General features: G+C 36.9%; 15 protein-coding genes. 6 read left to right on the plus strand and 9 right to left on the minus strand.

The window, feature by feature from the left end; translation table 11 throughout:
* Positions 1-545: 545 nt before the first annotated feature.
* From rny to HNR32_RS02310, 5 genes are all read left to right on the plus strand, one after another.
* Complete coding sequence (gene rny / locus HNR32_RS02290; protein ID WP_231038145.1) at positions 546-2,018, plus strand: ribonuclease Y; 1,473 nt, start codon at positions 546-548, stop codon at positions 2,016-2,018.
* Positions 2,019-2,154: 136 nt separating this feature from the next.
* Complete coding sequence (locus tag HNR32_RS02295) at positions 2,155-2,667, plus strand: hypothetical protein (protein ID WP_221300540.1); 513 nt, start codon at positions 2,155-2,157, stop codon at positions 2,665-2,667.
* A gap of 119 nt (positions 2,668-2,786) precedes the next feature.
* Positions 2,787-3,569, plus strand: coding sequence for a TIGR00282 family metallophosphoesterase (locus tag HNR32_RS02300; RefSeq protein WP_183859258.1), 783 nt, complete (start codon positions 2,787-2,789; stop codon positions 3,567-3,569).
* 144 nt (positions 3,570-3,713) lie between these two features.
* Positions 3,714-3,974: a stage V sporulation protein S gene (locus HNR32_RS02305; protein WP_183859260.1), complete on the plus strand. Its 261-nt coding sequence runs from the start codon at positions 3,714-3,716 to the stop codon at positions 3,972-3,974.
* Positions 3,975-4,099: 125 nt separating this feature from the next.
* Complete coding sequence (locus HNR32_RS02310) at positions 4,100-4,933, plus strand: Asp23/Gls24 family envelope stress response protein (protein ID WP_183859262.1); 834 nt, start codon at positions 4,100-4,102, stop codon at positions 4,931-4,933.
* 53 nt (positions 4,934-4,986) lie between these two features.
* Here the strand turns inward: HNR32_RS02310 and HNR32_RS02315 are convergent, their stop codons facing one another.
* From HNR32_RS02315 to HNR32_RS02355, 9 genes are all read right to left on the minus strand, one after another.
* Positions 4,987-6,243, minus strand: a complete 1,257-nt coding sequence (locus tag HNR32_RS02315) for an HD-GYP domain-containing protein (protein ID WP_183859265.1) — start codon at positions 6,241-6,243, stop codon at positions 4,987-4,989.
* A 106-nt stretch (positions 6,244-6,349) separates the two neighbouring features.
* A complete protein-coding gene (locus tag HNR32_RS02320) occupies positions 6,350-8,017 on the minus strand; it encodes a formate--tetrahydrofolate ligase (RefSeq protein ID WP_183859267.1) in 1,668 nt (555 codons plus the stop codon).
* A gap of 25 nt (positions 8,018-8,042) precedes the next feature.
* Positions 8,043-8,909, minus strand: a complete 867-nt coding sequence (gene folD / locus HNR32_RS02325; RefSeq protein WP_183859269.1) for a bifunctional methylenetetrahydrofolate dehydrogenase/methenyltetrahydrofolate cyclohydrolase FolD — start codon at positions 8,907-8,909, stop codon at positions 8,043-8,045.
* 20 nt (positions 8,910-8,929) lie between these two features.
* Entirely contained in the window at positions 8,930-9,778 is an 849-nt protein-coding gene (locus HNR32_RS02330) for a UbiA-like polyprenyltransferase (RefSeq protein WP_183859271.1), read from the minus strand.
* The gene (locus HNR32_RS02335; RefSeq protein WP_183859273.1) at positions 9,771-11,234 is read right to left on the minus strand and encodes a menaquinone biosynthesis decarboxylase; all 1,464 of its coding nucleotides are present in this window, start codon (positions 11,232-11,234) and stop codon (positions 9,771-9,773) included. Before HNR32_RS02335 ends, HNR32_RS02330 begins: the two co-directional genes overlap by 8 nt.
* A gap of 31 nt (positions 11,235-11,265) precedes the next feature.
* Complete coding sequence (gene tatC, locus HNR32_RS02340) at positions 11,266-12,030, minus strand: twin-arginine translocase subunit TatC (RefSeq protein WP_183859275.1); 765 nt, start codon at positions 12,028-12,030, stop codon at positions 11,266-11,268.
* Between the two features lie 10 nt (positions 12,031-12,040).
* The gene (tatA, locus tag HNR32_RS02345; RefSeq protein WP_183859277.1) at positions 12,041-12,253 is read right to left on the minus strand and encodes a twin-arginine translocase TatA/TatE family subunit; all 213 of its coding nucleotides are present in this window, start codon (positions 12,251-12,253) and stop codon (positions 12,041-12,043) included.
* 64 nt (positions 12,254-12,317) lie between these two features.
* The gene (locus tag HNR32_RS02350; RefSeq protein ID WP_183859279.1) at positions 12,318-12,623 is read right to left on the minus strand and encodes a Sec-independent protein translocase subunit TatA/TatB; all 306 of its coding nucleotides are present in this window, start codon (positions 12,621-12,623) and stop codon (positions 12,318-12,320) included.
* Between the two features lie 94 nt (positions 12,624-12,717).
* A complete protein-coding gene (locus HNR32_RS02355; protein ID WP_231038144.1) occupies positions 12,718-13,689 on the minus strand; it encodes a polyprenyl synthetase family protein in 972 nt (323 codons plus the stop codon).
* A gap of 401 nt (positions 13,690-14,090) precedes the next feature.
* Here HNR32_RS02355 and nadE point away from each other — a divergent pair, with 401 nt between their 5' ends.
* Complete coding sequence (gene nadE, locus HNR32_RS02360; protein ID WP_183859281.1) at positions 14,091-15,989, plus strand: NAD(+) synthase; 1,899 nt, start codon at positions 14,091-14,093, stop codon at positions 15,987-15,989.
* The last annotated feature ends 47 nt before the right edge of the window (positions 15,990-16,036 follow it).

Here is a 16,036-nt window from a genome sequence, read left to right on the forward strand (position 1 = left end):
TGTTATTGATTGTATCATATTAAATACTTTTATAGCAATAGAAAAGACATGTTTAGCTGTTATCTTTTAATCTCTTTAACAAGCATCACAGCGGGGATTATGATTGCTTGACACTATGGCGAAAAACCTTTAAAATATTTATTATGTGATACTAGTATATTTGACCAAATATGGCAGGGATTTTACTATAGTTTAAATACTTATAAAATCAGCTATCAAACTGTACTTTGCAGATACATTTGTAAATAAAACTTTAATTATATTTTATATCGTATAATTGGAAAACCGTTAACCTGATAACTTTTTTAATTATAATAACTATATCAGGCATTAATAGTGGCATCGTGCAGAAACTTTGCCAAAGGTGGTTAAGTAATCACTATCAAGTAATATTTTGAATACTTGTAAATTTTTTATCAATCAATAATGTATTTCTTATATTTTAAGAATACAAACCAAAATTTGAAGGGAGGACGAAGGTTATTATCCAGATAATTTTAGCAGCTCTTGTTGCTATTATCTTAGGATTTGCTGTTGGCTACGTTATGCGCAAGAAAAAAGCTGAGGAACTAATTGGTTCAGCTGAAGTCGAGTCGCAGCGTATTATTGATTCAGCACAAAAAGAAATTGATACCAGAAAAAAAGAATCTATACTCGAAGCCAAGGAAGAAAATCATCGTTTAAGACAAGATCTTGAACGGGAAACACGTGAACGTAGAAATGATCTTCAACGTCAGGAAAGACGCCTGATGCAAAAAGAAGAGAACCTTGATCGTAAAATAGAGGGGTTAGAAAAAAAGGAAGCATCACTTTCCCGCAAGGAAAATGAACTCGATAAAACTCGTGAAGCTGTCAATGCTATGCATGAAAAACAGCTTGCTGAACTCGAAAGAATATCCGGGTTTACAATGGAAGATGCAAAATCAATACTTTTAGCAGACGCTGAATCCGCCATAAAACATGATAAAGCACTTATGATAAAAGAATATCTACAGCAAGCCAAAGATGAAGGCGAAAAGAAAGCAAAAAACATTATTTCCCAAGCAATACAGCGTTGTGCCGCCGATCAGGTAGCAGAAACGACTGTATCTGTTGTAGCATTGCCTAATGATGAAATGAAAGGCCGCATAATTGGTCGTGAGGGACGCAATATAAGGGCTTTAGAAACTCTTACCGGTATAGATCTCATAATTGACGATACTCCGGAAGCCGTTATCTTATCAGGATTTGATCCGGTACGGCGTGAAATTGCCCGCATCGCTTTGGAAAAACTCATTACTGATGGCCGTATTCATCCAGCTCGTATCGAAGAAATGGTTGAAAAATCAAAAAAAGAAGTCGACCAGCGCATCAAAGAGGCTGGCGAACAAGCTTCTTTCGATACTGGCGTACATGGACTGCATCCTGAAATCATTCGTCTTTTAGGTCGTTTAAAATATCGTACCAGCTATGGTCAAAATGTTTTGAATCATTCCATCGAAGTTGCACATTTAGCTAGTGTAATGGCATCAGAACTTGGTGTTGATGTGCAGCTTGCCAAAAGAGCTGCACTCTTACACGACATTGGTAAAGCCGTCGACCACGAAGTTGAAGGCTCCCATGTAACAATCGGTATGGATCTGGCTCGTAAATACCGTGAATCAGCCAATGTATTAAACGCTATTGGCGCCCATCATGGCGATGAAGAACCAAAAACAGTTGAAGCAGTACTTGTTGCTGCTGCTGATGCTATTTCGGCAGCCCGTCCAGGTGCCCGCCGTGAAAGTCTTGAATCATATCTCAAGCGCTTGACACGTCTGGAAGAAATTGCTGAATCATTTGACGGTGTTGAACGTTCATTTGCCATTCAGGCCGGTCGTGAAATTCGCATAATGGTTAAACCTGATAAAATTGATGATGTTACCTCAGTTGGTTTAGCCCATGATATTGTCAAAAAAGTGGAAAGCGAGCTCGAATACCCAGGACAGATAAAAGTCACTGTTATACGTGAAACTCGTGTTGTTGATTACGCTAAATAAGATTTTTCTAAAACAGGTATTGTGCAATTTTTTTTACTTTGCCATGCCTGTTTTTTTATCTGCATATTGCTTGTAGGATACAGCCTTGTTATAATAATATTGACTAATATATTTAGTCTTAAAGGTGGTGAATATCATGCAAAAACCCAAAGAAGAAAATACGGTTAACATGGATGGAGTTAATTTGCTAGTATCTATCTTATTGCGTTACCCTGAAATAGGCACAATAAGTTTTGATCCTGAAACAACTTGTTTAAAAATTACCTTTACCCTGGATAAAATGGTTGTATCCGATGAATTTGAAAATTTCAAGACTTTATTAACAAACAGCATATCTGCCTACCATTATTTGGAAAACATACAAGATGCCAAGGTATCTATCAATACTGATATTCAGGAAAACACTCTGTTTATGCATATATTGCGTGATATGGATACTGTTTCTCAAAATGAAATAAAACTTATCAGCACGCTTATGAACGAACATTTTGGTGACGCCATTATAAAAGGCTCAACAAATTCTACTGAAAATGAAAGTATGCAGGAAGATATCATTGACCATATGCTGGGCAGCGTAAAACTTAATCATGTCAGCGAACGAATTATCGGCATTTGGGAAGAAGGCCGTGTTCTTGTCTTTAATAATTAAACACCGTATTAAGAAAGCGGATAGGTTAATAATTTTCTATTGTTAACTATCCGCTATTGATTTTGCAACACATAATAGGAAAGGATAGTAATATAGTCCAATTATATTACAAAAAACTTATGAAAATTTTAATGGTTGGCGATATTTGCGGCCGTACGGGACGCACAGCATTGTTAAAATATCTGCCAGGAATAAAAAAAGAAAACAATATTGATATTGCCATTGTTAATGGCGAAAATTCTGCTTCAGGCCGAGGCATAACCAAACGAACCTTAGATGAAATTTATCGGGCTGGTGCTGATATCGTAACCTCTGGCAATCATATTTGGGATAAAAAAGAAGTCGTAAATTTTATTGATGATGAACCATTTTTAGTTCGCCCCGCCAATTATCCAGAACCGGCTCCGGGCAAAGGTTACTGTATTTATCCATTTAAGGCTAAAAATATTGGCGTTATAAATTTATCAGGCCGCTCTTTTATGCCGCCTATGGACTGCCCGTTTCAAAAAGTTGATTACATCCTAAAAAAAATCAAAAATGAATGTCAGATCATCATTCTCGATTTTCATGCTGAAACTACTTCCGAAAAAATTGCTATGGGCTGGTATCTTGACGGTCGTGCCACATGCGTTTTTGGTACACATACCCATGTTCAAACAGCCGATGAACAAATTCTCCCCCAAGGCACAGCCTATATCACTGACCTTGGTATGGTTGGTCCACGTGATTCTGTGCTTGGTATGAAAAAAGATGCTGTTCTTGAACGTTTCAAGTATGGACGTCCAGTACGTTTTGAAGCAGCCGAAGGTCCCGCTGTCTTTAGTGCTATGCTTATCGATGTAGATGACCAAACTAATAAAACAACTGCTATAAAACGCATATTGATAAACGAGCCTTTTTAATGGCTCGTTTTCTTTTTATCTTTTCCATTTTGTAAATATTTATTATATTTGCAATAAATAAAGGGAATATGTTTTTTATAGCGAATAATTCTAATATATCCAGTATTTATTTATTTTAGTTATATTATAGGGAGCGTGCTAATAATGGAAGTATTAAAAGTATCAGCTAAATCCAATCCAAATTCTGTTGCCGGAGCTTTAGCCGGTGTTTTGCGTGAAACCAAGAGTGCTGAAATGCAGGCCATTGGCGCCGGGGCTATAAATCAGGCAATAAAGTCAATTGCTATTGCCCGAGGATTTGTCGCACCGCATGGAATTGATTTAATATGTATTCCCGCTTTTACTGATATAGAAATTGACGGTGAAGAACGCACCGCAATAAAATTAATTGTTGAGCCTCGCTAAATTTACTAAAATATTATTATTTTCTATTATTTCTCCTCACAATGTTTTATTGATAAAAAGTTTCATTTAGTATATAATATTTTAAAGTACTATTTATAATAAACATTTTGAGGAGACGCCGAACGATGGATGTTATTGCATTAATTGGGCCAAGCGGCACAGGAAAAAGCCACCGTGCGCTGATAGTTGCCCACGAAAATAACGCTGATGCTATAATTGATGATGGCATTTTAATAAAAGATGGCAAGATTATTGCTGGTCATTCTGCCAAACGTGAATCCAGCAAAATTATGGCTGTTAGACGGGCTATTTTTATTTTACCTGGTCATGCCGAAGAAGTAACTGCTGCTATCCAAAAAGAAAAGCCTCGTCGCATTTTAGTCTTGGGTACATCGGAAAATATGGCTCATAAAATTTGCAAGATACTGCAGCTGCCACCAATAGTAAAAATTATTAATATTGAGGATATTGCCACTAAAGTTGAAATGAAAAAAGCTTATATCTGTCGTATGAAAGAGGGTAAGCATATTATTCCTGTTCCTACAATTGAGCTTAAACCACATTTTTCTGGCTATCTCATTGATCCCATACAATCAATTTTCAAAAAATCACGGACAAAAAGACGTAAATTAGGCGAAAAATCTATTGTCCGACCAATATTCAGTTATTATGGTCGTCTTATAATTGATGATTCCGCTATTTTGTCAATTATAAGACAGATTTGTTCTGCCAAAAAGTCCATATGTAAATTTTTTGCAATCCATATCAGCCATATTTTTAAAAATAATGAAGATCAGGGAATTTCCATATCCTTTAAGGTCATATTATCTTATGGCAAACACATACCTACCCTTCTGCATGATTTGCAGAAAAGAGTTAAGGACTGCATTGAACATATGACTGGAATGGTCGTTCAGAAAGTTGATATCACTGTTAATGCACTGCAAATAACAACTTAAATATTAGATCGATAAAAAAGCAGCTATTTTCAATAATGAAAATAGCTGCTTTTTTATCGTATATCCTGACCTGTTCCACTCCCCTTTACCAGAAATGAAACTATTTTATAATTTTGGCTTATTATTTTTACCAGCCGCTTATCTATTTTGTTATTATTGACCATTTCTCTCATTATAGTCAAAATTTTATCTTCTGACAGCCCTTTTCGATAAGGCCTGTCTTCACGCAATGCCACAAAAATATCAGCCACAGCCATAATTCTCGAACCCATTGGCAAATTTTCTGCCGTATAATGAAACGGATAGCCGCTACCGTCTAAATATTCATGATGATAAGCTGCCCACTGGGCTATTTGCTCAAATCCGTCAATCTGCTCAAGTATACGATACGTATAGTAAGTATGCTGACGCATAAGGGCAAATTCTTCATCGTTTAAACCACTTGGTTTTTCCAGCACTGAATTAGGAATTGATAACTTGCCAATATCATGCAATAATCCTGCAATCATTATATCCTTTATTTCATTTTCCGAAAATCCTCTTTCTTCGGCTAAAAACACTGCAATCTTCGATACACTGCGTGAATGATTATAAGTAAAACCACTGGCCTCATCGATAATATTAGCATATATACCAGCTATATCAATTATGTCCTCTTCTGTATAAGGCATAGTCATACGATAATATTCATTATGCTCAAAAAATGTTTCTGCATAAAATTTATTGACAATATTAAGCCAGAAACTTTCTTTACCTGATGCTGCCAAAAAAGCTGTTACCAGTTCAGGCATAAATAATCTGCCTGACATTTTTTTTACATCATTTCTAATACATTCTGCCTGCAATAAAACATTTCTCTCGGAATCGATTGCCAGATCAACCCAATCGGCTAAATGCAATATACGCGATTGGATAGGTATATTTTTATCATTTTTGCTGTCTCGCCAGCTTTCATGATGATGCAATATTATCTTGGCAATATTACTGAATCTATCTGAGCCCTTTAAAAATTCATAGCCTTTATAGGCATGTTCTATATAGCGGTTTTCTATTTTTTTTTCTTTATAGGTCTGACTCTTTAGACGCAGCTTCATGCGAATATTCCAGCTGGGTGCTGCACCAATATCATGCAGTAATGCTGCCTGCAGTAAAAGTGCACTATCTTCATAGGACAGCTTCATTTCCTCAGCTATTTCCATAGCAATCATGGCCACTCGCCAATGATGAAAAGACAAATGGCTTGATAATAATTCCAAGGCCATTGACAATGATTTTATTACATTTAATGGATTTATATGACGTTCCCACATAAAAAATCTCCTTATAAAAAACTAAGCGGTCAGACACTAATAGTCCGACCGCTTTTGTATCCTTACTGATATTATCATATATACTCAGCTTAAATGCAATATAATATTAAAATAATCCTGTTATTTTACCATTTATATCGATATCCATATTTTCTGCTGCTGGTTTTTTCGGCAATCCCGGCATAGTAAGAACATTACCTGTAAGTGCAACAATAAATCCTGCACCAGCACAAAGGCGAATTTCACGAATTGTTATTTTAAAACCAGTTGGACGACCTAATTTTGCCATGTCATCACTTAATGAATACTGGGTTTTCGCCATACATACCGGCATGTTAGAAAAACCAAATTCATTAATTTCTGCGATTGATTTTTCAGCAGCCTTTGTATATTCAACACTATCAGCACCATATATTTTAGTGGCAATAGCCGCTATTTTGTCCTGTACTGACATATCATCGCTATATATAAGTTTCATCTTAGAAGGTGCATCAGCTGCCTTTATTACTTTTTCAGCTAAATCAAGTGCACCTTTACTGCCATCACTGTAAACGGTCGATAAGGAGAACTGCGCTCCCATTTTCTGGCATTCTTCTTCTAAAAATGCTATTTCTTCGTCAGTATCAGTCGGAAATTTATTGATAGCAATGACTGCCGGCAAGCCAAACTGATTGATATTTTCAATATGCTTAGCCAAGTTTTCCATACCAGCCGCTAAAGCTTTAAGGTCTTGTTTTGCCAGCTCCTGTTTGGAAAGACCGCCATGCATTTTAAGGGCACGTACGGTTGCTACAATAACTACAGCATCAGGTTCAAGTCCAGCAAAACGGCATTTGATATCCATAAACTTTTCGGCACCAAGGTCAGCACCAAAGCCAGCCTCCGTAACAACATAATCAGCTAATTTCAGGGCATGTTTAGTAGCCATGACACTGTTGCAGCCATGTGCAATATTAGCAAATGGACCGCCATGAATAAATGCTGGTGTTTTTTCCAAAGACTGCACAAGATTTGGTTTTATCGCATCCTTGAGCAGTAATGTCAACGCACCTGTTACATTTAAATCATCGGCATGAACAGGCTGTCCAGCATGATTATAGGCAACAACAATACGACCAATACGTTCTTTAGCATCCTGCAAATCACTGGCTAAACATAAAATAGCCATGAGCTCTGAAGCTACAGTAATGTCAAAACCGGTTTCGCGCGGTACGCCATGCGCTTTACCGCCAAGCCCGCAGATAATATTGCGCAGTGCTCTGTCATTTAAATCTACAACACGTTTCCAGGTAACGCGACGAACATCAATGTCAAGCTGATTGCCCTGCTGTAAATGGTTATCGAGAACTGCTGCCAGCAAATTATGTGCTGATGTTATAGCATGAAAATCACCGGTAAAATGAAGATTAATATCTTCCATCGGAACAACCTGAGCATAACCACCGCCAGCTGCACCGCCTTTAATGCCGAAACATGGGCCTAAAGAAGGTTCACGCAAAGCCAATGCTGCTTTTTTACCTAAGGAATGAAGGGCATCGCCAAGTCCGATACTGGTAGTAGTTTTACCTTCCCCTGCCGGAGTCGGATTAATAGCCGTAACTAAAATCAATTTACCATTTTTATTATCTTTAATCTTATTCCATGTATTTATTGATAATTTTGCCTTATACTTTCCATATAATTCCAAGTCATCAGCATCAAGATCAAGCTGTGCTGCAATCTTTTCAATATGCTCCATTTTTGCTGCCTGAGCAATTTCCACATCAGTTTTCATCTGCTAATCCCTCCACATATTTAACTTATTCTTTTATCAATTGTGCCTGTGCTGCTTCTACAGTATTTTGCATGAGCATGGCAATTGTAAGTAATCCTACACCGCCAGGAACCGGGGTTATAAAACCAGCCTTTTCTGATACACTGGCAAAATCAACATCACCGACTAATTTTTTTGGTGCAATACGATTTATGCCAACATCAATTACGGCAGCGCCTTCTTTTACCATGTCAGCTGTAACAAATTCCGGTCTGCCAACAGCAGCTATAAGAATATCAGCGCTTGCTGCTATTTGCGCCAAATTTTTAGTATGGGAATGACATACGGTGACAGTAGCATTACGTGCTAACAGTAAATTGGCCATCGGTTTGCCAACAATATTGCTGCGGCCGATTACCACTGCGTTTTTGCCATCAATATCAATACCGGCAAGTTCCAGCATTTTAATGCAGCCCAACGGAGTACATGGTACCATGCATTTTTCGCCAATGGATAATTTACCGACATTTACTGGATGAAAACCATCAACATCCTTTTCTGGTATAATCTTATAGAGTATTTCACTTTCATATTGCTGCAATGCTTTAGGCAATGGCAGCTGCAGTAAAATACCATGCACAGCAGTATCATTATTCAGTTTTTCTATATTGGCAATAAGTTCCTCTTTTGATATATCTTGAGGTAAATTCACAACCTGAGAATTTATACCCATTTCTTCACAAGTACGATGTTTATTTCTTACATAAACCTGTGAAGCAGGATCTTCTCCCACAATTATTACGGTAAGACCTGGCTTTATGCCGGTTTTTGCCACCAAAGCATCTAATTTAACTTTAGCTTCGGCTTTTAATTTTTCTGCATATACTTTTCCTGATAAAATTACAGCTGACATCGACAGCCTCCTAAAAATTATTATACTAAAATACTTATAAGCGTAAATATAAATATTACTATGGACACTATGCCATTGCGCATAAAATAAACCTGCGTCAATCGGCTATAGTCTTTATATGAAACAATCGAATGCTGATAGATAAGTGTTGCTATAGCCACAGCTATACCAATATAATACCAAAAACTTAGCTGATACCAAAGTCCAACTACTATAAAACAAATTATACTAGCGGCGTGAACAAACCATATTATGGTAAAAACACGACGCGCCGTAAATTTAGTTGCTAATGAATGAAGCTTATGTTCTTTATCAAACTGCTCATCCTGACTGCCATAAAGAGCATCAAAACCGCCAATCCACAAGCATACACCAATACCAAGTACTACAATCGGTATATTGATTGTTCCCTCTATTGCTATATAGCTGCCAATCGGTGCCATAGCCAAAGCGCCACCTAAAACAAAATGGCATAAATATGTAAATCTTTTAGTATAAGGATACAAAACTAATACAATTACTGCAACCGGCACTAGATAAATGCAAATCGGAGCTAATTGCAATGCCGCATAGATAAATATTGCCAGACTAATACATAATAATACTATTGCTTCTGCGGGCTTAACATCACCTGTAACCATTGGCCTTTTCGCCAAACGCGGCTGCAATCGGTCATATTTTAAATCGATAAAATTATCAAGTACAAGCGCACTGCTTCTGGCGCCTACCATGGCTAAGGTTATAAAAATAAAATCAGATAAGCTTGGCAAAGCCAGCGTTGCCAAAAACATTCCCATATAGGCGAAAGGCAAGGCAAATACCGTATGGTGCAACGCTATGTTATTAATATGAGCTGCTATTTTATTCAAGACCAAGTTCCTGCCATTTCTGGTCTACAGCCATTTTAACTTCATCACTCATATTTATTTCATCAGGCCATTCACGGGTATGACCTTCCTCCGGCCATGTTTTGGTAGCATCAATCCCCACTTTAGTTCCCCACTTAGCCATTGGTGAAGAGTGGTCAAGCACATCTAAAGGTCCATCAACTGTAATAATATCCTGCTTCGCATCGATATTGTTATAGACACGCCACCATACTTCTTTATGATTCTGCACATCGACATGTTCGTCAACAACAATAATCATCTTGGTAAACATAGCCTGTCCCATACCCCAGATAGCGTTCATTACTCGTTTAGCCTGCTGCGGATAAGTCTTTTTAATGGATACCATCATGCAGTTATGAAATACACCTTCAAGCGGACAATTTATATCGACAATTTCCGGCAGCATCTGCTGCATTAATGGCAAAAAGATTCGTTCCGTTGCTTTTGCCAAATAGCAGTCTTCCATCGGTGGTTTGCCGACAATGGTCGTAAAATAAATCGGATTTTTGCGATGAGTGATACAAGTCACATGAAAAACCGGATAATCATCCGCCAATGAATAATAACCAGTGTGATCACCGAATGGACCTTCACGCCGTTTTTCATCGATATCCACATAGCCTTCCAGCACTATTTCACTGGTTGCCGGAACCTCAACATCAACCGTTACACATTTTGTCATTTCCACTGATTTTTTCCGCAAAAATCCTGCAAAAACCATTTCATCAACATCGCGCGGCAATGGTGCTGTCGCTGCATAGGTCAAAACAGGATCTGTACCAATAGCAACGGCCACTTCCAACCGATTTTTCCCCAAGCGTTTATATTCACGGTAATTTTCAGCACCATTTTTATGAATATGCCAATGCATTCCCGTTGTCTTGCTATCATATTTTTGCAAGCGATACATTCCGACATTCCGTTTACCTGTAACAGGATTTTTCGTAAACACGAGCGGCAAAGTTACAAAAGGACCGCCGTCCTGCGGCCAGCAAGTTAAAATAGGGAATTTATCCAAAGATACATCGTCCCCTTTAAGAACAACTTCCTGGCAGGAGGCTTTTTTTACATATTTAGGAAAATTTATTGCCCGTTTAGCCATAGGCAGAATATGTATTAAATCCATCTTTTTCTGCAAAGAAATATAAGGCAGTTTTAATATTTCTCTTAAATCATTAGGCACATCTTCCAGTTTTTCCACACCTAATGCCATAGCCATTCTTTCCATTGAACCAAAGGCATTAATCAAAACGGGTATATCATAGCCCTTTACGTTTTCAAATAATAAAGCAACATTTTTATTGCCTTCCATCTTACAGACGCGATCAGTTATTTCTGTTATTTCCAAATGACAGTCGACCGGTGTCTTTATCCTTTTTAACAGGTTTTTTTGTTCTAACAGATCTATAAATTCACGTAAATCATTAAAAGCCATTATTTAAACCTCACATTTCAAGCAAAACTATTTATTTCTTTAATGCAAAACGTACAATAAAATAACTGGAAAAATATAAAAATATCATGGGAAAAGCTATCATACACTGTGTAAAAATATCTGGTGTTGGTGATATTACAGCTCCCACTACAAATGTCAAAAAAATTACCAGCCGCCATTTCTTTATAAGAAATTTAGAAGTAACCAAGCCGATTTTCGCTAAAATAACCACAATAAGCGGCAGTTCAAATACAATGCCAAAAGGCAGAATAAATGCGATAACAAAGCCAAAATATCGACTGACTGAAAACATGGGTAAAAGCGTGCTGTCAGTAAATCCAATAAAAAACTTCATTGCCGCAGGCAATACCAGGAAAAAGGCAAAGGCCAAACCACCCAAAAATAAAATCAATGACATTGGTACCACCAGCAGCAAAACCTTTTTTTCCCTTATTGTCAATGCTGGCAGTACAAAGCACCATATTTGATATAAAACTATTGGCAATGCCAATATAAACCCAGCGAATATCGCTACCTTGATGTACGTGAAAAAAGCCTCTGTCGGCTGCATGTAATAAAGTTTTCCCGCCGGTAAAGTCAAATAATGCATTATGTCTTGGACATAATAATAACAAATACCGCCGCCTACGCAGACAGCAATAAGACTGCGTATAATTCTTTTACGCAGTTCCTCTAAATGCTGTATCAATGTCATATTGCCTTGAGGAATATCAGCCAATTCTTCAGCTGGTAAATTTTCTTCAGTTGTTATTTCAGCAGGATATTTTTCTTGCATTGTTAATTACTCACTTTTTCTTTTCTTCTTTTACATCAATTATCGTCGTCTCTGCAAAAGATTTATTTTCATCAGTTACATCTTTTTCTTTATTAGTTTCTTTTTTAAATTCATTAATGCTTTTGCCGATAGCTCTTCCCAATTCAGGCAATTTCCCTGGACCAAAAAATATAAGACCAATTACCAATATAAGTAATAATTCAGGCACACCTATATCAAACATTTTTGACCTCCCATACAATACTGTATATTAAAAAGCGTCTTTAAAATCCAAAGACGCTTTTTGCTTATTTATCGTTTGTCGTATCCTGCTTTGTTTGTGCTGGTTGAGGCTGTACATTTTTAGTCTGTTCCTGCATTTGCTGCATCTGCTGCTGCATTTGTTTCATCTGTTCCTGCATTTGCTGCTGTTGAACCTGCTGCTCATTTTGTTGTGGCTGCTGGGCAACATCATTTATACCCGATGTTGCTTTTTTCAGTTCATTAATACTTTTGCCGACGGCACGCCCTACTTCTGGTAATTTACCTGGTCCGAATAACACTAAACCAATAATTAAAATGACGATAAGCTCTGGAACACCAATGCCAAACATTTTCATTCGCTCCTTTTAAACAAAAGATTATAAACAAAAATTATTAACTATATAACTAGTCATAAATTCTATTCGTATTATAGCATACTGTTTTTTAAAAATCACGTTTTCCCACAAATTCAGCTATTTCTATAAATGACTGTCGAATTTCTTTTGGTAATGCTGCCGGCAAACTTTCTTTGGCCATTTCAAGATAATCATAAACTTTTTTACGGGTATAATCAAGACCATCACTATCTCTTGTTATGGCAACAGCTCTTTTTACCATAGCCTTATCTAAATTTTCATCTGTTATAATATTTATAAGTTCTTCCCTAACGGGACTTGTTTTAGTTGCCTGAATAACCGGCAGCGTAATTATCCCCTGCAGTATATCATTGCCGGCGGGTTTGCCAATTTTTTCATCATTGGATGTAATATCTAGTATATCGTCAGTTATCTGAAAAGCCATCCCTAAATACAATCCATATTTATACAGCTTATCAGTATCCTCACGTCCTAGTCCTGCCAATATGCCACCGATTTCACAGCTGGCAGCAATAAAATCAGCTGTTTTTTTGGCTATAGCATCATAATATTCTTCTTCCGTTCTCAAACGAAAATGTTTTTCATTTTGATGTATCTCACCCTCACTAAGCCCACAGATAATCTTCGCCAAACGCAATAGTACACGCTTATCATAATCCTTATCTGCTATTAGAGCAAAAGCTCTGGCAAATAAAAAATCACCGCTTAGTATGGAAACATTATTCCCCCATTTAGCATTGGCCGTTGCAGCCCCCCGTCTGGTTGACGCATTATCAAGAACATCATCATGCACCAATGAAGCCATATGAATAAGCTCAATTGTTATTGCCAATGGCAATACATATTCTAGCTCATAGTCTTTTTTGCTGCGGGCCGCCAAAATACAAAGTGCTGGACGCAGTCTCTTTCCACCAGACTTAACCAGATGTGTACCGATATCGGTTATAAGATCAACATCAGAATGAACTTCGTGGTATAACCCTTGCTCTAAAGCCTGTAAATCTTTTTTTATAACATATAACATTTTGTTTATTAACAAATTTAATCACCTACAAGTAATTTCATAACTAATTAAGTTTACTACAAAACATGCCCTTTAGTAAACCAGCATAACCATAAAAAAATTTTTTTTGTAAATTTTTTGTAAAATTTTACTTATAAACTTCTTATTATATATTAAGTTACTTTTAATACAATTAGCAACATTTTTATAAAGTAATCACTTTATTTATTTCCTAACTTCTTACTTACAATAAAAATTATATACAGTTAATATCGGCAATAATTGCATTTTTACTTGTCAATACAGCTATTTCATGCTATTTTTATATTTATCTATTGGTAAAATTTTTACCAAAAATTTACTTTTATTTCAATAAATATAAGTTTTATAACTTAAATAATATCTTTACTATATATTTATACAAAAGGCGGCGTATTATGATTAAAGTTTGTTCATGTCAATTTGAAGTTGAAGCAGGGCGACCCAGTGATAATTTGGTAAAAATGCTCAGCTTTGTTAAAGAAGCCAAAGGAAATAATGCCGATATAATTATTTTTCCGGAAATGTCTATTCCCGGCTATTTTATTGGTGATACCTGGGATTCATCAGCATTCCTGCATGAATGTGAAGAATGTGGACAGGAACTTGTTGCTGCTGCTACTGATATTGTTATCATCTTTGGTAATATTGCTATCGATTGGAAAAAGAAAAATCGTGATGGGCGCTGCCGCAAATATAATGCCTTATTCATGGCACAAAATGGACATATTGTTGCTCCTATGGATTCCGTATACCCCTTTGCCATAAAAACACTGCATCCCAATTATCGTGAATTTGATGACAGCCGCTATTTTTACAGTACTGCTATGCTGGCCACTGAACTACACACTGAAACAGCTAATCTTATAAAACCATTTACTGTAACAATAAATGACCAAAAGTTAAAGCTTGGCTGTATATTATGTGAAGACGGCTGGAGTGATGATTATCCCATATCGCCGCTTGATATTTTGTGTGCCAATAATAATCTGGATGCCATTATCAATATATCGGCCTCCCCTTATACACTCGGTAAAAACAATAAACGTCATCGTGTATTTTCGCAGCATGCTAAAAAAAACAATATTCCTGTCTTTTATGTAAATAAAATTGGTATCCAAAACAATGGCAAAACAGTATATACCTTTGATGGTTCAAGCACCGTATATGCTGTCGACGGCTCAATTGCCTCTTATACCCCCGCTTATAGCGAAGCTGCCAGCTATATTGCCCTCAATAATGAAACTACAGCTGTGCAACCCATTAACAGTGATATTGAGACTAACGATATAAGCTGCATCTATAAAGCCTTATCATACGGCATCAGCAAATTTCTGCAAAAAATACATATGAAAAAAGTTGTCATCGGCATTTCCGGCGGTATTGATTCAGCTGTTGCTGCTGCCCTATACTGCCAGATTATTGGACCAGAAAATGTTCTTCTGGTAAATATGCCCAGCATCTACAATTCTGCTACAACCAAAGACTTATCAAAAGAAATGGCCCAAAATCTTAATTGTGCTTATGCCGTTATGCCTATTCAGGAAGTCATTGATTTTACAATAAATCAATTTGAAAATACACCAATACAAAATTTTTCGCAAAATATCCCCGAAAAAATAAAAATTTCATCATTTGTTGCCGAAAACATTCAGGCACGTGACCGTTCTGCCCGCATCTTAGCTGGTTTAGCCGCTGCTATTGGCGCTGGTTTTACCTGTAATGCCAATAAAGCCGAAACTACAGTAGGCTATTCCACACTTTATGGTGATCAATCCGGCTTTTTAGCTGCACTGGCTGATTTATGGAAATACCAGATATATGAATTAGCCGAATATCTAAATAATGAAATTTATCATAAGCAGGTCATTCCCCAAGCTGTAATTGATATTGTTCCCAGTGCAGAACTTTCGGCCGAACAAAATGTCAATGAAGGAAAAGGCGACCCAATTAAATATCTTTATCACGATTATCTCTTCCGCTCTTTTGTGGAGCGCTGGGATAAGGCCACTCCGGAAGATATACTGCAATGGTATAAAGATGGTACCATTGAAAAAGAAATTGGCTGCGCTGATGGTTTAATAAATAAATATTTCCCCACAGCCAATGACTTTATCAATGACTTAGAACGCTGGTGGAATCTTTTTTCCGGTATGGCCATTGCTAAAAGAATTCAAGCTCCGCCAATCATGGCTGTAAGCCGGCGTGCCTACGGTTTTGATCAGCGTGAAGCACAAAACGGTCCCTATTATACAAGAAGATATAAAAAATTAAAGCAGGAATTATTAAGCAAATAAATTTTGGCAGTATATATTTTTTCTGCTATACTATAGGATGATAAAAT

Origin of the sequence: Pectinatus brassicae, assembly GCF_014201835.1 — a bacterium.
Lineage (GTDB): Bacteria > Bacillota > Negativicutes > Selenomonadales > Selenomonadaceae > Pectinatus > Pectinatus brassicae.